Annotated in this window: 16 protein-coding genes; 5 read left to right on the top strand and 11 right to left on the bottom strand. The window is 36.2% G+C overall.

Translation table 11 applies throughout. From position 1 onward, the window contains the following. Window positions 1-129: 129 nt before the first annotated feature. Window positions 130-738: a trimeric intracellular cation channel family protein gene (locus BUC21_RS03050; protein WP_073399046.1), complete on the bottom strand. Its 609-nt coding sequence runs from the start codon at window positions 736-738 to the stop codon at window positions 130-132. Between the two features lie 137 nt (window positions 739-875). On the opposite strand from BUC21_RS03050, the gene wecB reads away from it, so the two are divergent. Beyond that, entirely contained in the window at window positions 876-1,964 is a 1,089-nt protein-coding gene (gene wecB, locus BUC21_RS03045) for a non-hydrolyzing UDP-N-acetylglucosamine 2-epimerase (protein WP_073399045.1), read from the top strand. 566 nt (window positions 1,965-2,530) lie between these two features. Here wecB and BUC21_RS03040 read toward each other — a convergent pair. From BUC21_RS03040 to BUC21_RS03020, 5 genes are all read right to left on the bottom strand, one after another. Further along, window positions 2,531-2,896 (bottom strand): MarR family transcriptional regulator, encoded by a 366-nt coding sequence (locus tag BUC21_RS03040; protein WP_083547567.1) that lies wholly within the window; start codon window positions 2,894-2,896, stop codon window positions 2,531-2,533. A gap of 15 nt (window positions 2,897-2,911) precedes the next feature. Beyond that, window positions 2,912-5,377, bottom strand: coding sequence for an FAD-dependent oxidoreductase (locus BUC21_RS03035; RefSeq protein ID WP_073399044.1), 2,466 nt, complete (start codon window positions 5,375-5,377; stop codon window positions 2,912-2,914). A gap of 197 nt (window positions 5,378-5,574) precedes the next feature. Continuing rightward, window positions 5,575-6,531, bottom strand: coding sequence for a D-2-hydroxyacid dehydrogenase (locus BUC21_RS03030; RefSeq protein WP_073399043.1), 957 nt, complete (start codon window positions 6,529-6,531; stop codon window positions 5,575-5,577). Between the two features lie 20 nt (window positions 6,532-6,551). Beyond that, on the bottom strand, window positions 6,552-7,826 hold the full coding sequence (locus BUC21_RS03025) for a replication-associated recombination protein A (protein WP_073399042.1): 1,275 nt from the start codon (window positions 7,824-7,826) through the stop codon (window positions 6,552-6,554). A gap of 215 nt (window positions 7,827-8,041) precedes the next feature. Then, the gene (locus BUC21_RS03020; protein WP_073399041.1) at window positions 8,042-10,645 is read right to left on the bottom strand and encodes a DUF5686 and carboxypeptidase-like regulatory domain-containing protein; all 2,604 of its coding nucleotides are present in this window, start codon (window positions 10,643-10,645) and stop codon (window positions 8,042-8,044) included. Between the two features lie 112 nt (window positions 10,646-10,757). Between BUC21_RS03020 and BUC21_RS03015 the strand changes: the two genes are divergently transcribed. Then, on the top strand, window positions 10,758-11,645 hold the full coding sequence (locus tag BUC21_RS03015) for a glycosyltransferase family 2 protein (RefSeq protein ID WP_073399040.1): 888 nt from the start codon (window positions 10,758-10,760) through the stop codon (window positions 11,643-11,645). Here the strand turns inward: BUC21_RS03015 and BUC21_RS03010 are convergent. Continuing rightward, entirely contained in the window at window positions 11,638-12,450 is an 813-nt protein-coding gene (locus BUC21_RS03010) for a hypothetical protein (RefSeq protein ID WP_073399039.1), read from the bottom strand. The two genes, BUC21_RS03015 and BUC21_RS03010, sit on opposite strands and share 8 nt — an antisense overlap. A 163-nt stretch (window positions 12,451-12,613) precedes the next feature. Here BUC21_RS03010 and BUC21_RS03005 point away from each other — a divergent pair, with 163 nt between their 5' ends. After that, the gene (locus tag BUC21_RS03005) at window positions 12,614-13,513 is read left to right on the top strand and encodes an NHL repeat-containing protein (RefSeq protein WP_073399038.1); all 900 of its coding nucleotides are present in this window, start codon (window positions 12,614-12,616) and stop codon (window positions 13,511-13,513) included. 421 nt (window positions 13,514-13,934) lie between these two features. Here the strand turns inward: BUC21_RS03005 and phoU are convergent, their stop codons facing one another. Genes phoU through pstC form a run of 4 tightly spaced genes read right to left on the bottom strand, consistent with a single transcriptional unit; the run spans window position 13,935 to window position 17,513 of the window. Beyond that, entirely contained in the window at window positions 13,935-14,633 is a 699-nt protein-coding gene (phoU, locus tag BUC21_RS03000) for a phosphate signaling complex protein PhoU (RefSeq protein ID WP_073399037.1), read from the bottom strand. 44 nt (window positions 14,634-14,677) lie between these two features. Further along, window positions 14,678-15,430 (bottom strand): phosphate ABC transporter ATP-binding protein PstB, encoded by a 753-nt coding sequence (gene pstB, locus BUC21_RS02995; RefSeq protein ID WP_073399036.1) that lies wholly within the window; start codon window positions 15,428-15,430, stop codon window positions 14,678-14,680. 11 nt (window positions 15,431-15,441) lie between these two features. Further along, window positions 15,442-16,329, bottom strand: coding sequence for a phosphate ABC transporter permease PstA (pstA, locus tag BUC21_RS02990; protein WP_073399035.1), 888 nt, complete (start codon window positions 16,327-16,329; stop codon window positions 15,442-15,444). Beyond that, window positions 16,329-17,513 (bottom strand): phosphate ABC transporter permease subunit PstC, encoded by a 1,185-nt coding sequence (pstC, locus tag BUC21_RS02985; protein ID WP_073399034.1) that lies wholly within the window; start codon window positions 17,511-17,513, stop codon window positions 16,329-16,331. The genes pstA and pstC overlap by 1 nt, the downstream gene beginning before the upstream one ends. A gap of 250 nt (window positions 17,514-17,763) precedes the next feature. On the opposite strand from pstC, the gene BUC21_RS16755 reads away from it, so the two are divergent. Further along, window positions 17,764-18,006 (top strand): substrate-binding domain-containing protein, encoded by a 243-nt coding sequence (locus BUC21_RS16755; protein WP_394332747.1) that lies wholly within the window; start codon window positions 17,764-17,766, stop codon window positions 18,004-18,006. A 53-nt stretch (window positions 18,007-18,059) separates the two neighbouring features. Next, the gene (locus tag BUC21_RS02980) at window positions 18,060-19,760 is read left to right on the top strand and encodes a glutamine--tRNA ligase/YqeY domain fusion protein (protein ID WP_073399033.1); all 1,701 of its coding nucleotides are present in this window, start codon (window positions 18,060-18,062) and stop codon (window positions 19,758-19,760) included. Window positions 19,761-19,792 lie beyond the last annotated feature (32 nt).

Raw genomic sequence — 19,792 nt, 5'->3', positions numbered from 1 at the left:
GTGTTAATACTGTTTTTACTTGTTACAATATTATATAAAATAAGTGTGTTAGATAGCCCAAATTCTATCAGCAATTGGGGGGTATATTATTAATAACAATTTTCGCACCGTTAAATAACAGTTTTCAGGTCATTCTCCTTTTAACTTCGGTAAACAGATATTATATTTTACTGCAAGAATTCTTGTGAGAAAAACACTAAAACCACTGATACATTGAATCAACATACTGTCCAGATTCATAAAAGAACAGCCCCAAAACACTAATCCTCCCACTATACAAGCCATTGCATAGATTTCTTTTCTAAAAATAAGTGGAATCTCGTTAATAAAGATATCACGAATCACTCCGCCTGCTGCACCTGTAATACTTCCCATTACAATAGCAACCCAAAAAGGAAAACCTAAAGCTATAGTTTTTTCAACTCCAACAACGGTAAAAAGAGCAAGACCAATGGAGTCGAAAATAAAGAATGTATTATGTAAATGAACTAATTGTTTGCCAAAAACTACTACCCAGAATAAAGCCAGGGCAGAACAAATAAGATAAACCGGATTTGTCATCCAAAAAGGTGTTACATCGAGAAGAACATCACGGATAGTTCCACCGCCAATAGCAGTAACCAATCCAACAACATAAGCGCCAAACCAGTCGAATTGTTTAGCAGAAGCTAAACGTATGCCACTAATGGCAAAAGCAAAAGTTCCGAAGAATTCTATAATCTGAACAAATGTAGGCATAATCCCATTTTTTTTGCAAAGAAACAAATAAAGAATTAAATTATGAATCAAATAAGAAAAAAGTAAGTTGAATTATAACTTGAATTATGAAAGAAAGTGTACTTTTGCTGCCTAAAAGAACAACATATATTATAGACATGAAAATTACCATTGTTGCAGGGGCACGCCCCAACTTTATGAAGATTGCTCCAATCATGCATGCTATTGATAATGCCAGAGAGCAAGGGAAAGAAATCTCATATAGAGTAATATATACTGGATCAGCTAATGATACAAGTTTGGATCCTTCTCTTTTTGCTGATTTGAATATAAAAAAACCGACTGCATATTTGGGAATAGGTTTTGAAAACCTTACTGAACGGGCAGGAGGAATTATGCTGGCTTTTGAAAAAGAACTAAAAGAAAACCCAACCAATATAGTATTAGTCGTTGACGATTTAACTTCCACTATGGCGTGTGCTATCGTTGCTAAAAAGCAAAATATAAAAGTTGCTCACCTGGTTGCAGGAACACGCTCTTTTGACATGAGTATGCCTAAAGAAGTGAACCGAATGATTACCGATGGACTTTCTGATTACCTGTTTACAGCAGGAATGGGTGCAAACCGTAACTTGAATCAAACGGGAGCAGAAAATGAGCAAGTTTTCCTTGTCGGAAATATTCTGATGGATTCTCTAAGATATAATCGTCACAGATTTATAAAGCCTACTACATTTGGTGTTTTAGGATTAAAAGAGCAAAGCTATATTCTTTTAACAATCAATCGTCATGCATTGATTGAAAATAAAGAGAATTTCAAAGAACTTATGGAGCGTTTAATATCTGAAGCCAAAGGTACTCCTATTGTTGCTCCGCTGCATACATACGTACGTGATGTGATAAGCGAGCTTAATATAAAAGCTTCTAATTTACACATTCTTCCTCCGCAAAGCTATCTTTCATTTGGTTATCTGACAAGCAAAGCTAAAGCGATAGTTACAGACTCCGGTAATGTTGCAGAAGAAGCAACATTCCTTGGAATTCCATGTATTACATTAAATAACTATGTTGAGCATCCTGAAACCTGCTCTATCGGTACTAACGAATTAGTTGGTGAAAGCCCAGAACAACTTGGCTCTGCAATTGAAAAAATAATGAAAGGCGAATGGAAACAAGGAAGTCTTCCTGAAAGATGGGATGGAAGAACAGCCGACAGAATTGTTCAGACTTTGCTTCAACTGGTATAAACCAAACAAGAATACATAAAAAATACGCTGTTATTAAAGAGTTCTTGTTACCTATAATATTAAAAGAGCCATTTTCTATTTGTCCAACAGATAAAGAATGGCTCTTTTATTATAAAAAGAATTTAATCAAGCTATAATTCAGAACTTTCAATCTTTAAATTCAAGCTATTAATAATCTGTCTGCGACGTTACACCTGCGCAATGTTCCTACAAAGCTAATGAACTTCCTTTTTAGGAATTCTTATAAATGAAGAATTTATGATATCTAGAAAAAGCTTTTAATTGTGCGGGCAACTATGCTATTTTTTAGCATTCTTACGGGGTGTTACTAAAACGCCCGCGCCTAATAATCAAGTTATTATCTTTAAAAATAAAATAGTAAGACAGAAAACAACCTTATTTTTTTCTATTTATGAGTAGTTCGTCGAGTTAAAATGTGTTTCATTCCTCATATTCAATAAAATATAAAGTCTAAAAACGTTCCAATTTAGAATTAAAGCAAAAAAGCACGGTGGAATTAATAAGACCACCGTGCTTTTGTTATCTAAAGAAAGAAATGTCTCTAGCTATTCTTCATCACAATGTCCAAGGACAGGTTGCAATATTTCCGGTAAAACAAGACCTTTACATTTTATCTGCGACAAAACCTTCTTTCCCTCTTTATTCAGATTAAAGTACATTTGTCGCTTATCATTTTCTCCCAGACTACGTTCAATAAGCATCTTCTGTTCAACAGACCTTATTACTTTAGAACAGTGAGATGATGTCATCCCAGTCATTTCTGCAATTTCGGATGCCGACAAACGACCTTCTGAAAGACAACAGAGAGCCATTGCTTCATTTAAACCAACGCCATATTTATCATTCAGCTGTATTTCAAGATCATTCATGGCAATATTAATGTCTCTCAGCTGACAGATTACTTTTATCATTTATTTCAATTATTATCAAATAAACAGGTTGATATTGGATTTGTCAGCTCGTTCCATATATGTAGCCACTCCTCCAATTGTAACATTATCGAGCAGTTCTTCTTCTTTCACTCCCATTACATCCATTGACATCTGACAAGCAATAAATTCCACTCCACTATCAATAGCTTGCTGACGTAATGATTCCAAAGAATCGATACCTTTCTTTTTCATGATAAACCGCATCATTTTACTGCCAATTCCCATCATGTGCATTTTAGAAAGCTTCAATGCCATAGTATCCGAAGGAAGCATCATCGAAAACATTTTTCCAAAGATGTCTTTCTGAACTTTTGGTTTTTTTGTTCTCTTAATTGCATTCAATCCCCAGAACGTAAAGAAGATAGTTACCTTCTCTCCTGTAGCAACAGCTCCATTTGCGAGTACAAAAGTAGCCAAAGCTTTGTCTAAATCATCACTAAACATAATAAAAGTTTTCCCCTTATTGTTATTTTCGACTGATACTTCGCTAATTTCATTAGAAACTTTCTTCTTTTCCACTTTTTCAATAACTGAAATATACTTGCCTGAATCGGCTGATTGTGAGATCATTTTATGTCCTGTCATATTACACCACGCCTGAGAATCACGACGAAAAGCCGGATCGGTTGAGATAACTTCGAGACGTTCGCCAATATTAATACCTTCTATACTCTTTTTCAATTTCATGATAGGGCCAGGGCATTGCAATCCACAAGCATCTATCTTGATAGTTTCTATCTCCATTTTATTAGCATTGCTATCTCTCAAGCCTAAAGAGCAGGCAATCATGTCTTTATCATTAAGAACTACAGGAGTTGTTGCTGCCTGATATAGCTTATATCCTCCCGACAGATTAAACACATTGTTAAAACCATGCTGCATCAGCACTCTTGAAGCAAGATAACCTCTCAGTCCTACTGCACAATAGATATAAATGTTCTTATCCTGAGGAATTTCGTTCAAATGATCTCTTATTCCATCTATTGGAATATTTACTGCACCCGGAATTGCTCCCAGTGAGAATTCATCAGGAGTACGCACATCCAGAATTATACCATCCTGAGCTTGTTGCAGTTGTCTCCAGGTAATAATATTCATTCTTTTCAGCAGAATGTTCTCTGCCACATATCCGGCAATAGCAATAGGATCTTTTGCTGATGAGAAAGGAGGAGCATACGCATGTTCCAGTTGAATCAAATCATAAATCGTACCTTGTTGTTTAATCAGCAGTGCTATCTGGTCGAGTCGTTTATCAACGCCATCGTATCCCACAATCTGAGCACCAAAAAGTTTTCCGTTCTCCGGACTAAAGGTGATTTTAATACTCATTTGTAGAGCGTTAGGATAATAACCGGCATGAGAACCCGAATGAGTTACTGAAGATATATAAGGGATTTCTTCTTTCTTTAATTGCTTTGCAGCCATTCCTGTAGAAGCAACAGTCAGATCGAAGACTTTTGCTATTGCAGTTCCTATAGCTCCTTCATATTTTATTTTGTTACCAAGTAACATATTGTCTGCACATATACGTGCTTGTCTGTTGGCCGGACCAGCCAGATAATTCAGCCATGGTTTTCCGGTTATAGGATGCTTATACTCAATAGCATCACCAACGGCATAAATATTTTCGTCGGAAGTCTGAAGATAATCGTTTACCGCAATTCCTCCCCTCTCCCCTATTTTCAATCCGGCTTGTTTAGCCAATGTAGTTTCGGGACGTACACCAATGGATAGAATTACCAGATCGGCCATTATACATTTGCCGTTTTTAAAAACCACCTCGATGGAGTTTCCTTTTTTTGTAAACGCACTTACTGCATGTTCCAGATACAGATTCACTCCTTTATCCTGCAAGTGTTGATGTACAAGTGAGGCCATAGAATAATCAATTGGTGGCATTACCTGATTGAGCATTTCAATGATGGAAACTTCTGCTCCGGCATGCTGAAGATTCTCGGCCATCTCCAAACCGATGAATCCGGCTCCAACTACAACAGCCTTTTTCACCGAATGGGTATCCATATAGTTTTTTATGGCATCTGTATCATTTACATTACGTAAAGTAAAAATGCCATCTAAATCAATTCCAGGAAAAGCAGGACGAACAGGTGCAGCTCCCGGAGATAACAAAAGCTTATCGTATTTCTCTTTGTATTCTTCTCCGCTTTGAGAACGAACAATAACTTCTTTGTTATTGCGATCAATACTGATTACTTCCGAATGAACTCTTACATCTATATTGAAACGTAAGCCAAACGATTCCGGAGTTTGCAAAAATAAATTTTCACGTTCGCTTATAACTCCACCTATATAATAAGGTAGACCACAATTAGCATAAGAGATATAATCTCCCTTTTCGAACAAGACAATCTCAACATCCTCATTTATACGTCTGATTCTGGCAGCTGTTGTTGCACCTCCAGCTACTCCTCCAATAATAATGTACTTTTCTTTACTCATTTCCTATTATGTTTTTTAGATAACCATTTATAAAATTCCAATATTAATATTTTCCAATGGAATTATTTCGCAAAGGTATTACTATTTTCTAATAAAACAAGTTTCCAATAGAAAATGTTTTTTAAATAAAAAGAGGCTGTTACTTTATTTAAAAGCAACAACCTCTTCTTTATACAATTATAACGAATTATCAGTTATTATTTTGCTACATTATTAACCGGTTTACCAGCTGAGTATGCTTTAATATTTTCTACAACAATACTCATCAGTCTCACACGAGAAGCTTTAGTAGCCCATGCTATATGAGGAGTGATGAAACAGTTCTTAGCTGTAAGTAACGGATTATCTGCACGTGGAGGTTCAGATGACAATACATCTAATCCGGCAGCATAAATAACTCCTTTATTCAAAGCATCAGCCAAGTCTTGCTCATTGATAAGCGAACCACGACCGGTGTTGATAAGGATAGCCGTTGATTTCATACTTGCCAGACGTTTTGCATCAACAAGTTCGCGGGTTTCTTCGGTTAGCGGACAATGAAGACTAATAATATCACATTCAGTGAAAATTTCATCTTTTGTCATCATCTTAATTTCCGGTGGCAATTGAAGCTGTGATTTAGAAGTATAAGCACAAACACTCATTCCAAAACCAAATGCAACGCGAGCCGTAGCCATACCAGTACGTCCAAGTCCCACGATACCAAGTTTTAGTCCGCTCAGTTCTGTAAGTGGAGTATCCCAGAAGCAGAAATCCTCACTGTTGGTCCATCGGCCATTTTTTACTTCGTTAGAATGATGTGCCACATTCTGAGTTATATTCAAAATATGAGCAAATGCCATCTGAGCAACCGAAATAGTACTGTAAGCAGGAGTATTGGTAACAACTATTCCACGTTCTTTCGCTGCTGTAACATCTACAACATTATATCCGGTAGCAGTTACGCCAATATATTTCAGCTCTGGAAGAGCAGCAATTACCTCAGCATTAATCTCTACTTTATTAGTTAATATAACGTCTGCATCTTTGGAACGAGCAACAACATCTGCTGCAGAAGTGCGATCATAAATAGTACAATCACCCAAAGCTTTAAGTTCATCCCACGATAAATCGCCCGGATTCATTCCATAACCGTCTAATACTACAATTTTCATATTCAAATTAAATTTAGAATTTATTCTTTATAACGATCTCCCCAGAGTTGTACCATATGTTCTTTGAGTTTAGCCTCCGCCGGATTTGGCTGCGGATGCCAGATTGATTGGTTTTTCAATTCCTCGGGAAGAAATTGTTGTTTTACAAAATGCCCTTCGTAATTGTGCGCATATTTATAGTCATTGCCATACCCCAACTGTTTCATCAGCTTTGTAGGAGCATTGCGCAGGTGTAACGGCACAGGCAGATTACCTGTATTACGAACTAATTCCAGTGCATCATTAATGGCGTTGTAGGCCGAATTACTTTTGGGACTTGTTGCCAGATAAATAGTTGTCTGTGCCAGAGGGATGCGTCCTTCGGGCCATCCTATTTTCATCAGCGTATCAAAGCAGGCATTGGCGAGTAGCAATGCATTTGGATTTGCCAAACCTATATCTTCTGAAGCAGAAATTACCAGTCGGCGGGCAATAAAGGCGGGATCTTCTCCCCCTTCCACCATGCGGGCCAGCCAATAAATTGCTCCGTCGGGATCACTTCCACGAATACTTTTTATAAAAGCGGAAATAATATCATAATGCATTTCTCCGTCTTTATCGTATGCAAGTGGATTTTGCTGAAGCCTGTCAACCACCTTTTCATCGGTAATCTCTATTGGATCTTCAGTATCAGACTCAACAACCAGTTCAAGTATATTAAGCAACTTGCGCGCATCTCCACCGGAATAGCGAAGCATAGCATCTGACTCTTTGACTACTATATTTTTACTCTTCAGGATATGATCCTCATTTATAGCACGATCTATAAGCTGAAGTAAATCTTCTTTTTCTAATGATTTAAGCACATAAAGCTGACAACGGGACAGTAACGGACGAATAACCTCGAAAGATGGATTTTCCGTTGTTGCACCAATAAGTGTCACAGTGCCCTGCTCTACTGCTCCTAATAAGGAATCTTGCTGTGATTTACTGAAACGGTGAATTTCGTCTATAAAAAGTATAGGACTGGCTTGTGAAAAGAAACGTCCGCTTTTAGCTTTTTCAATCACATCACGAACATCTTTCACGCCCGAACTGACTGCACTCAATGTATAAAAGGGAGTTTCAAGTTTGTTTGCTATAATCTGTGCAAGGGTAGTTTTACCTACTCCGGGAGGTCCCCAAAGAATAAATGACGAAATGCGTCCTGCGTCTATCATTTTACGCAAGATTGCCCCTTCTCCCACTAAATGTTTCTGGCCAATATAGTCATCAAGCGACTTTGGCCGGAGTCTTTCTGCTAATGGTTGTGCCATTTCGTTATTGTTATATGAAAAAGCAAATGTACATATTAATATTTAAAATGGATAATTCTCGGCCAAAGATTTTAAAACCGATGGCGGGAAAAGAAAATGCTCTTGTACAAAAGAATGATTTCTTCTGTACAGGAGAATTAATTGTTTTGTACAGAAGAATGCAATCTTTTGTACAAGATATTAAAATGTTATATAGACGAATTCAGAATACTTCCTTAGAAGTTAAGCATTACTGCAAGACGAATACCATCTTTATTGATACCTGGATGATTCAGATAATTCAAACGACGAGTATATTCAATATGAAGTAATTTAAAGATATTGTAAATACCCACACTGAATTCCATATATGGTTGTTTGCCCATTGCGTAACTGGTTGGCACTCCATCGCGAGTTGGGAACAGGAACAAACCGCTACTTAAATCGGGATTATTCTTATCACTCAAACCTCCGTACAATGCTTTAAACTTAAAGACTTCTCTCCACTTAAGAGTCTTAATCAAAGGAATACGATTAAATAATCTTCCGTTCAAATCATAAGTCAGATCTAATGAAGCAAACTTATCATTCAGGAATTCCATGTTGTTTATCAAGTTAAACGTCTCCCTTTGTGTAATGTAAGAAAGGTTGGCTGCCGGCATAATCAATAATGGGAAAGGAACCTTATCCCATTGCTTACCAGCTTTAACATAAGCGTCCAGTCTACCCCACGATTTAAGCCAGAATCTCTTATAAACACCTGCTTCAGTAAAATTAAATTTATAATCGCCACCAAGCACATCTTTAATACCCATAGTGTGAGAAAGAGTAAAGATTGGCGCATCGAAATTGATTGGCAATCTGCGTTCTTTGGTATTAATAAATGTTTCTCCGGGTGCAAACCTAAGTTGCAAAGAAGCTTCGGTTGTTGTTATATCGTGCACATTTGTTTTAGCCTCATCATTCTTTATATAGAAAAGATTACCTGTTGGCTCGTCATTGCGGTTCTTTACGGTCATAGCAACTGAGAAGCCAGACATTGTTTCACGTTCGTATTTAAACTGAGCATCGCGCACGTAAGACATTTGGTCTACGGTTGTGGTTTTCAGTCCCACAAACATATTATCTTTATCTGTCTTCAGGAACTTATCCATTGGAGACATTACATCATACATATAAGAGAAAGAGATGGAATGTTTAGGGAATTCTCTAGCAAGGAATTCTTTCTTATCAAATGTATATTCCACCATTCCTTTATATTTAGAACGGTTATCCTTGAATCCGTATGCATAATATCCGCTTAAGAAAAGCTGAGGGAACAACTTGGCTGTTGTTTGTCCGCTAATTCTAAGACGAAGACCTTCAATAGTGTTACTGCCTATAATAGTATTCATTGGCCCGAAATCGAATTTACTTGGATGACCCTTGCTGCCGGTTTCAACAAAATTCTCAATCAATGCCTTTAAACCAATAATCATATACTTAAATCCTGGCATTTCTTCGAGATGCTTAAGAAATAAATCCATACCGTTTTCTTTATCTGTAAGCGGAACCGGACGCATTTTATTCCAGAAGTCATCGTCCTTCATCATAGCATCTACCTCTTTTACAGTATTCCCCTTTACCTTAAACAGTTTTGGCTGAATTTCATTAAATGCATAATTGCTATATCTGGTGAGACGCCGGACTTGTAATTTCGACAGATTCTTCACAAATGAGAGTTCAACGATCATATCATCATCTTTGAGCGCCCATCTACCATTAGGAAGTTGCTCGTATGACTGAATAATATTGAGGTTATCTACAAAGTTCACACCCGTTTTCTTTGGAAGATTCATTATGCACTTCTTTACGGCATAAGTAGAATCTTTCAAAATATAAAGGTGACCAGTAAACCCAAAGTCCTGTGAATTATTAGGCACAAATGTAAGATGGATACATGAGTCTTTTTCTACTTTCAGCGTATCCATAATATAGAACTTATAGAAAGATATCGCAGAACTTGAAGAAATAGGGCTAATAAAACGGCTCGACAACAGACGGATATCGTCATCGTAAATATTCACATCCGTAAATACGTCTTTAAGGATAGTTCCCATCATATCGCCAGTTGAGAAAAGCTCGTCAACTCCCGATGTATTGATACCTTTTATAATCGTTTTCTCATCCTTCGGATTTTTCCGGAAAATAGTCTGAGAAGCAGTTTCCTGAACAGAGAAAGGAATAATCAGCTTATTTGTTTCCAAACAAGGCTCAACCTGATTAACCAGGAATGGCATCTTTTTATAGATACCTTTACCAAAATCATCTGGATTTACATCATTGATTGAAGTAGTAAGCTTCTGATATTTATCGAACTGATAAAAATCATTTTCTTCCAAACGCTGACTGGACTTATGTTCAATCACCTTCTTCATCAACTCTACTGCGGGATTATTCTTACGGGAATATTTCTCTTTCCTGGGTTTTACAACAATCTCAGTAAGCTGTATATCGGTAGATTGCAACTTAACACTAAGTTTGGTTGTTACTCCAGGAACAATTTTAACCGTTTTCTTTTTATAGCCTACAGCTGTAAAAGTTACTTCATTCCAACCTTTACGTGTGGTAATACGATAGGCTCCATTAATATCGGAGATACTTCCAACACCTTTGCCTTCATAAGACACTGAAGCGTAAGGTATTGGTTCATTTGTAACAGAATCACGCACAACACCTGTCAAATGAGATGGTGCTACCTCAGAAACCGAACCTACAACTACAGCTGAGTGAGCTGAAGCTGTATACGAAATGGCAATAACAAACAATGCGAGAACGAACTTGATATATAGTTGTTTCATACAATATCAATAAAATGAGCTACAAAGGTAAGCTTTTCATTTAATTTACTAAATCAAATTAAGCTAAATCAGTAATATTTATATTACATTTGCGACAAATAGAACAATAAAAATGCTATCGATTCTTATTCCGACTTATAATTATGAATGTTTAGGTCTTGTTGAAGAGCTTCATCGTCAGGCGCAAACATTATCCTTCCCTGTTGAAATCCTTATTGCAGATGATGCATCAAAGGAAGAGATGAAACGTAATAACCGAAAAATAAACAGGTTAAACAATTGCATGTTTATTGAACTTAAAGAGAATATCGGACGAGCCAGGATTAGGAATTTCTTATCAGAGAAAGCTCAATATGATCTTTTATTATTCATAGATAGCGACGCCGGCCTCATCAGCAATGACTTTCTACAAAAATATGTTTCGGCAATACATGGCAACGACGTTATCTGCGGAGGTCTACTATACGATCGGCCAATACCTTCAAAGCAATTTAGCCTACGCTATTATTATGGAATATCAGCAGAAGAACATTCTGCAAAGGAACGTAACGTGCACCCTTATACTAAATTCTCATCATTCAACTTTCTGATCAGAAAAAGAATCTTCCAGAAAATTCTTTTTGACGAATCGTTTTCGGGATACGGACATGAGGATACGGCCTTTGGTATTGAGTTAGAAAAACGTAAAATAAAGATTAATCATATTGACAATCCGCTTTTTCACTTAGGACTGGAAAAGAATGATGCTTTTCTTCATAAAACAGAGATGGGGATTGAAAATCTTTATCGGTATTCAGATAAGCTGAACGGATACGTACGCTTATTAAGCACGTTTAATAAAGTAAAAAAATACAGATTACAAGTCCTCTTATCCTTTATCTTCAAAAAAACAAGAGAACTCATGAAGAAAGAGTTACTAAGCAACCATCCAAGCATGAAGATTTTCGCTTTTTACAAGCTAGGATATTTGTGTTACATCAGCAATAAACAATTCAAATAGCGCCTCTTGCCATTGCTTCAAGACGAAGCATTGCCTGTAATCTCAATGAAGGAATATAGGATCTTACTGGGAAAAGAGTTTTTATTGTATACTTTAACAAAGGAGAATAAGTTAAAGTAAGCTTTGCATAGGCTTTACGAAAGCAAAACTTTGAGAGAAGAAAAGGTTGAATGCTACTATGTTCGGTTGCAGAACGTGCTCCAACCGAGACATAACGTTTATTCCCAGTGCCTAAATAATGCTCATTCATCTTGTAAAATAAGCCATAAAATGGGTAATATCCACCGGATAAATATTTTGTTCTCGACTTAAGCATAAAATATTCGCACATATCCTCTTTACAATGATTTTCAGCATAAGCCACTAATGTACCATTTATTTTATCTATTACTCCCCAAAATTCACGACCTTCTTTAAACTTATCTAAATCAGCAATAAACGAAGAACGTGAAGCTACAACATCTGTAGTGTTGGAATATCGGTCAAAAGAATCTTTGTACACCTCATATCCTTGTTCACGCATAAAATCTATAGTAATTGGTCTTATTTCAAAGAACTTAAAAGCATGACGAACTTTATTTCGCGTTCTTGTTTTTAATTCTTCCATTCCGTAGAATTTGTCTTTAATAATAAACCAGAAAGATGTAGGCTCTGAAGAATCAAAATCATAGGTATTTCTGATAAACCAAACTTTATTTTTGTTTATTAATTCCAGACGCATCTCCTCTGTTAATTGTTTTTCTTTATGTGGAGCTTTACTATAAATAACACCTTTTTTATAATACACGTAATCTTCGTTTTTCATTTTCAATTAGTTAGGATTAATTTCATTATTACTTATACAGCAGAATATTATTAAGTAATATCCTGTGACAAAAAAGGCAGCAAAGATAATTTATTTTAAATAAAATGATTTACTATTCGTTATAATATTTATCTTTGTCAACAAACAAAATAAAAACTACAATATGAATAAAAGGATAATTGGAAGCGTGTTATTAGCAGCCATGACTATCATATCATGCAAAGAGGCTAAGAAAGCAGACGTTCAGGTAATACCTTTGAAGGACTCTGCAACAGTAATTTCCGATAGTCTTCGTTTTTGCGAAGCAACTTGTTGGAATGGAGAATCATTATATATCAGCAATTTTGGCGGCGATACTATAAATCCGCTTAATACTGCCGGCAAAGGATATATTATGGAATTCAACTCAGGTAAGCCATCAGTGTTAATCCCTGCAGATGGAAGATTAAATGCGCCCAAAGGAATGTGTGTGGTAGATAATTATCTGTTCGTTGCAGACGTTAACTCTATAGTAGTTTTTAATTTGAGTGACGTGAGCAAAAGTCAGAAAATTAAGCTTCCAACTAAAGATTCTTATGTAAATGATCTTGCCGTAAATGGAAAGAACCTTTATGCAACTGTTACAAATACGGGTAACATTTACAAACTGGATGTTTCTTCTCCTGAAAATGTCAAAGAACAAACGCCTAAACTATTTGCAAATATTCCCGGAGCAAACGGTATTATTGCGACTGATAGTATAATATATGTAGCTTCATATCCTGTTGATGGAAATACATCTGCTCCAAATGTTATTTATTCTATCAGAAATTTAGAAAACCCCATTACTGAAGTATTTTTGAACCGTATGAGTCAATATGATGGCTTAGCACTATCAGAAGATGGCAAGTACTTATATTTCTCAACGTGGGTAAATGGAAATGTAGGAAAGATTAATATTAAAGATAAGAAAGTGGAGAACCTTATTCTTCCTATACAATTAACCGGACCGGCAGATTTCTCAATACATAAAGGAAAACTTTATATTCCAGATTTGCCAAACAGTAAGGTGTTAGTATACTAATTATAAAATATTTTAATAAAACGGGAAACCAGAAAGAATAATTCTTTTTAGTTTCCCGTTTTATTTTTGGTCACATTCTTTATTGGGAACAATTTATCGTGAAAAATATCGACTGTAAACAATAATTCGATTATAACAGTTAATACTTCACAAAACAGATTCAACAAATAAAATCATTAGAAACAAATAATCACCCTATTGAATAGAGATCTTTATATAAATCAAAAAGCGGAACTTTTCACAAAGTTCCGCTTTTCAGTTTTCAATAGGTATTAGTTTTTTTTAAGGTAAAAAGATTGTTTTCAGGATAACGGTTGCAAATATGCAAGATATTTTAATACTACACAAACAAATTTATATGTCATAAAACATGTTTTTGCATTTTAACTTTTCAATTACCCAACTAATACCAAATTTCTTTCTACTTATTATTATTCTGAGGATAACTTTCATCAGTCTTACCCTGATGTTTTAGAACTTTCGCATCAATATAAAATACGATTTCCTCAGCTAGATTATTTATGTGGTCTCCAGAACGTTCAAGTTTACGGAACACACTTATCAAATTAAGGCATAAAGAAAGACTCTCGGGATTCTTACCAATATAATCAACTAGTTTTTTAGTAACCTCTCCATTGATCTCATCAATCAGATTATCCTTCGCAAAAACCGATGTTGCCAATTCAAGACTTTCTTCATTTAATGCTTTTTTTGCTGTTTCAAGCATAGAAAGCACTTGAGTAAACATCTCTTCCAAACGAATATTCTTTAGAAGATCCGGATCTAAAGCTGGTTCTTCACATTTCACTACGAAGCGAGCAAGACCTTCCGCAAAATCGCCCAAACGTTCCAGGTCTGTGTTAATCTTCAACATAGCAAGAACAAAACGAAGATCTACAGCAACCGGATTGTAAAGGGCTATAATATCCTCTACATCACTATCTATTTTAAGCTCAAAAGCGTTTACACGTTTTTCTCTAACGATAACCTGCTGCGCCATTTCCTTATTAAGAGTAAGCACAGCCTCCGATGCTCTATCCAACTGATTATAAACCAATGTCCACATTTCGTCCACTTCCTTTTTCAGTTGAACTAGCTCTGATTCTATAAACTTTACCATATCGCTATTCTTTTATAAGATTACAAATATAAAAATAAAAAACACTATCCAAAACGTCCCGTAATATAATTCTGAGTGGATATCTGAGAAGGATTGGTAAATATCTTTTTAGTATTATCAAATTCTATCATTTCACCCAAATAGAAATAAGCAGTTTTATCGCTTACACGAGCAGCTTGTTGCATGTTGTGAGTAACAATAACAATTGTATAGTCTTTCTTTAATTCATGAATAAGTTCCTCAACTTTGGCTGTGGAAATAGGATCGAGAGCAGAAGCTGGTTCATCCATTAAAAGAACGGAAGGAGATACAGCCATTGCACGAGCAATACAAAGTCTTTGTTGCTGACCTCCCGAGAGAGCAAATGCAGATTCTTTCAGTTTATCTTTTACTTCATCCCAAAGCGCAGCACCTTTCAATGTTTCTTCTACACGATGACGAATGAATTCATTATCCTTTATACCGTTAACACGGAGTCCGTAAGCTACATTTTCAAAAATACTTTTCGGGAAAGGATTAGGGCGTTGGAATACCATTCCAACTCGTTTTCTCAATTCGTCAACGGGTACTCCTTTTGCATAAATATCTTCATTATCAATTAATATTTGACCTTCCATGCGAGTATCAGGAATCAAATCATTCATTCGATTAAAAAGGCGAAGAAATGTAGACTTACCACAACCTGATGGTCCGATGAAGGCTACCACAGATTTTTCCTGTATCTGCATGTTAATCCCCTTCAAGGCTTGAAAATTGCCATAGTAGAAGTTTACGTCCTTAACATCAATTTTATTCATTCTATTTCGTTTTAGTTCATTTTTACTTTTTTGGAAAAATACTTTCTCAAAGCATTGGCAAGCAAGTTTACTACCAGGATTATTATGATTAACACCAGTGCTGTACCGTAAGCTATTGGAAGTTGAGCTTCCATATCTGTTCCACTTGTAGATATTACATAAAGGTGATAAGGCAAAGCCATACACTGGTCGAATATACTAGTTGGAATCTTTGGAAGGAAATATGCCGCACAAGTGAAAAGGATTGGAGCTGTTTCACCAGAAACACGTCCTAATGCCAGGATTAAACCTGTGATGATATTAGGTGTGGCTATTGGAAGGATAACCCGGCTGATGGTCTGCAATTTTGTTGCTCCCAGCGCACGACTTCCTTCGCGGAAGGTATTTGGTATTGCTTTTAATGCTTCTTCGGTAGTTCTTATTACCAAAGGAACACAAAGTAAACCTAAAGTTAGTGAACCTGCCAAAATACTATCGCCAAAGCCCAGGTAATTTACAAAAAGCGTCATACCAAAAAGTCCGAATACAATAGAAGGGATACCGCTAAGGTTGTTTGTCATTACTCTGATAAACTTTACGATTTTTCCATTCGGAGCATATTCATTCATATATATACCACTCATAATCCCAACAGGAAAGGCAAATATAGCACTACCAAGCATCAGATAGAATGTACCAACGATGGCTGGCCATATACCTCCGGCAGTCATACCATCGGTCGGTTCGGTTGTAATGAAATTCCAGTTGATAACACCTATACCTTTATAGATGATAAAACCAAGGATTGAAAACAGTATGATTACAATACTGAAACTAAATAATGAGAAAATGCCGAAAGCTATTTTCTGAGAGCGACGTTTGCGCTTATCGTATGATTGTGGGAATTTATTCTTTTCCATTATTTCTGTCTGCTACTAATATATTCTACACTGAAGTTTATTATAAGTGTGATAAAGAACAACACAACGCCTAATAAGAATAGGGCCTGATAATGAGCACCACCTGCTGGCGCTTCACCAAGTTCGGCTGCAATGGTTGCAGGAATTGTTCGAAGTGGTTCAAGTATTGTGTGAGGAATAACTGCTGCATTACCTGTTACCATTAAAACTGCCATCGTCTCTCCTATTGCACGACCAATACCAAGCACAACTCCCGATGTTATTCCTGATATTGAATATGGAATAACAACCTTATAAATAGTCTGCCATTTAGATGCTCCGAGCGCCAGACTAGCTTCCCTCATTGAACGAGGACAGTTTCTCATTGCATCTTCACTTACTGTGATAATCGTAGGTAATGCCATTATTGCAAGAACGATACTACCGGCAAGTCCGGATTCACCTACTGGCAGATGAAATACTTTCTGAATAAGTGGAACGATAACAATAAGTCCGAAGAAACCGTAGACAACCGATGGAATTCCACTTAGTAACTCAATTACGGGCTTAAGAACATCTCTCACTTTGTGATTGGAAACTTCGCTCATATAGATTGAAACAGATAGCCCGAAAGGAAGAGCAAACAATATAGCAAAGAAGCTTACCCAAAGTGTACCGGTTATCAAAGGAAGTATACCAAAAAGAGGTGCCGGTGTAGCAGTTGGAAACCATTCTGTACCAGTCAGAACATCTTTCATTGAAATTGTTTTATCCTTAATTAAATGCCCTTGAAAGGTTTTATCAATATAAGTATTTGGAATAAAACCAATCATACCCGGATTCTTATTAATTAGCTCGGCAATCTTAGCACCTGCATATGCATATTCCGGTCCTAATTCTTCTTCCGAGTAATAATCAGTAAGATTCTCTAACCGAAAAACTGTTATTGGAGTATCATCTCCTCCTAACTGTGACCAGTTGGTTATTTCTCCGTCAAACACTTTTTTGATTTCAGCCGGAGTTATGTCTGTTACCTTGTTTTGTTTGTTAAGTGCAAGCACATAACCATCTTCTATCGCCTTACTACCAAAGAGTCCGAACGCTTCGCTGAAAAGAAAAACAATAATGAGCAGAATTGTAATACTTGTCACAAAACCGCTGCAAGTAAGTATGCCTTCAATAATTCGTTCAAAAAATTTTTTCATATCGTATATTTTTCTGATGCAAAGAAACGAAACAGATATTAAGAACTTGTGACTATGATTTGAAGGAATTGTTTCAATCGTGTTACATTTAGGTTACAAAATTCAAAACAACAATTAAGTAAGAATGTTTAGAATACTAAGATAGTTATTCATTTATCAATAAAATTAAGTAGTACAGCTTAAATAAATATAATCTAGGTTTAAATATAATAAGGTCTACACCTAAAATAAATATAGTGTAAACCTTTAAATAAACTTATCTTCAATAAATCCGTTAATATTAAGATTAGATTACATTGTTATCGGAAAGAATTATGTAGCTCCTAATATGGCTAATGCTGCAAAAAAGACTTATCCTGTTATAAGACAGCTATTTTATTATTATAATAGCAAAGAAAAAAACAAGGTTTCTCAATTTATTCAGTACGTTTTATCTCCGGAAGGCCAAAATCTCATAAAAAAGAGTGGATATATTCCAGTCAGATTAATGTAAAATAAAAAAGAATGACTATTTTTGCAGCCTTAACTGTGTAACAACGTATCACTATGACAGATATTAGAACGGAAGAAGGAGGCGAAAAGAAAAGTTTGAACTTTATAGAAGTCGCCGTAGAAAACGATTTAAAGGAAGGTAAAAACGGAGGAAGAATACAAACACGTTTCCCGCCAGAACCTAATGGCTACCTGCACATTGGTCATGCAAAAGCAATTTGCATGGACTTTGGTATTGCCCAAAAGTATAATGGCGTTTGTAATCTTCGTTTCGATGATACCAATCCCGTAAAAGAGGATGTGGAATATGTAGATGCCATCAAAGAAGATATTGAATGGTTAGGCTACAAGTGGGGAAATATATATTATGCTTCTGATTACTTCCAGCAGTTATGGGATTTTGCCGTAAAGCTTATCAAAGAAGGAAAAGCTTATATTGATGAACAATCAGCTGAAGATATAGCAAAACAAAAAGGCACTCCTACTCAGCCAGGAATAAACAGTCCGTACCGCGACCGTCCTATTGAGGAAAACCTGGAACTTTTCCAGAAGATGAATACCGGAGAAGTGCCCGAAGGTGCAATGGTTCTTCGTGCTAAGATTGACATGGCTAATTCAAACATGCATTTTCGTGACCCGATAATGTATCGTATAATCAATCATCCTCATCATCGTACAGGAACAACCTGGAAGGCATATCCTATGTACGATTTTGCTCATGGACAATCAGATTACTTTGAAGGAGTAACTCATTCAATCTGTACGCTAGAGTTTGAAGTTCATCGTCCTTTATATAACTATTACATCGATTTATTGAAGAAAGACGATAACTACAGTCCACGTCAGATGGAGTTCAACCGTTTGAACCTTACATATACCGTAATGAGCAAACGTAAGCTTCTTGCATTGGTTAAAGAAGGATTGGTTACAGGATGGGACGATCCACGAATGCCAACTATCTGCGGTTATCGCCGTCGTGGCTATTCACCTGAATCTATTCATAAATTTATCGACAAGATTGGATATACAAAATATGACGGAATAATAGATGTTTCACTTCTTGAATCGGCAGTTAGAGAAGACCTTAACGCACGTTCCACACGTGTGTCTGCTGTAATCAATCCTGTGAAGTGTATTATCACTAACTATCCAGAAGGATTAGTGGAAGAAATGGAAGCAATCAATAATCCGGAAGATCCAAATTCAGCTTCTCACACTATAGAATTCAGCCGCGAACTCTATATTGAGCGCGAAGACTTCATGGAAGATGCACCTAAAAAGTATTTCCGTATGACTCCAGGTCAGGAAGTTCGTCTGAAGAACGCATATATCGTAAAATGTACAGGCTGCAAGAAAAATGCAGAAGGCGAAATTGAAGAAGTATATTGCGAATATGACATGAACACTAAGAGTGGAATGCCAGATAGTAACCGTAAAGTAAAAGGTACTCTTCACTGGGTAAGTGCAGCTCATAGTATTCCTGCAGAAGTCCGTCTTTACGATCGCTTATTTAAAGTAGAGAATCCTGCATTAGAAGAGAAAGATGGCAACTTCCGTGACCTTCTTAATCCAGATTCACTTAAAGTTTTAACAAACTGCCGCGTAGAAAAATTCCTGGCAGAAATGAAACCTTTAGACTATTTGCAATTCCAACGCATCGGATATTTCAATATAGATAAAGATTCTACTCCGAACAAATTGATATTTAACCGCACTGTAAGTTTAAAAGACACTTGGAGTAAAATTAACAAATAAAACAAAGAACAGTAAGTTCCCTCTTCTTTTTG

It is taken from the genome of Bacteroides luti, from assembly GCF_900128905.1.
GTDB classification, from domain to species: Bacteria; Bacteroidota; Bacteroidia; order Bacteroidales; family Bacteroidaceae; genus Bacteroides; species Bacteroides luti.
This window is presented reverse-complemented; position numbering and strand designations above follow the sequence as displayed.

Bases quoted from the DNA above. Each gene is read 5' to 3' on its own strand.
- BUC21_RS03010 (WP_073399039.1), bottom strand. From the start codon at position 12,450: ATGAAAAACGAAGATTACGTGTATTATAAAAAAGGTGTTATTTATAGT.
- pstB (WP_073399036.1), bottom strand. From the start codon at position 15,430: ATGAATAAAATTGATGTTAAGGACGTAAACTTCTACTATGGCAATTTT.
- BUC21_RS03025 (WP_073399042.1), bottom strand. From the start codon at position 7,826: ATGGCACAACCATTAGCAGAAAGACTCCGGCCAAAGTCGCTTGATGAC.
- BUC21_RS03015 (WP_073399040.1), top strand. From the start codon at position 10,758: ATGCTATCGATTCTTATTCCGACTTATAATTATGAATGTTTAGGTCTT.
- BUC21_RS03040 (WP_083547567.1), bottom strand. From the start codon at position 2,896: ATGATAAAAGTAATCTGTCAGCTGAGAGACATTAATATTGCCATGAAT.
- pstA (WP_073399035.1), bottom strand. From the start codon at position 16,329: ATGGAAAAGAATAAATTCCCACAATCATACGATAAGCGCAAACGTCGC.
- pstC (WP_073399034.1), bottom strand. From the start codon at position 17,513: ATGAAAAAATTTTTTGAACGAATTATTGAAGGCATACTTACTTGCAGC.
- BUC21_RS03035 (WP_073399044.1), bottom strand. From the start codon at position 5,377: ATGAGTAAAGAAAAGTACATTATTATTGGAGGAGTAGCTGGAGGTGCA.
- phoU (WP_073399037.1), bottom strand. From the start codon at position 14,633: ATGGTAAAGTTTATAGAATCAGAGCTAGTTCAACTGAAAAAGGAAGTG.
- BUC21_RS02980 (WP_073399033.1), top strand. From the start codon at position 18,060: ATGACAGATATTAGAACGGAAGAAGGAGGCGAAAAGAAAAGTTTGAAC.
- BUC21_RS03020 (WP_073399041.1), bottom strand. From the start codon at position 10,645: ATGAAACAACTATATATCAAGTTCGTTCTCGCATTGTTTGTTATTGCC.
- wecB (WP_073399045.1), top strand. From the start codon at position 876: ATGAAAATTACCATTGTTGCAGGGGCACGCCCCAACTTTATGAAGATT.
- BUC21_RS03030 (WP_073399043.1), bottom strand. From the start codon at position 6,531: ATGAAAATTGTAGTATTAGACGGTTATGGAATGAATCCGGGCGATTTA.
- BUC21_RS03005 (WP_073399038.1), top strand. From the start codon at position 12,614: ATGAATAAAAGGATAATTGGAAGCGTGTTATTAGCAGCCATGACTATC.
- BUC21_RS03050 (WP_073399046.1), bottom strand. From the start codon at position 738: ATGCCTACATTTGTTCAGATTATAGAATTCTTCGGAACTTTTGCTTTT.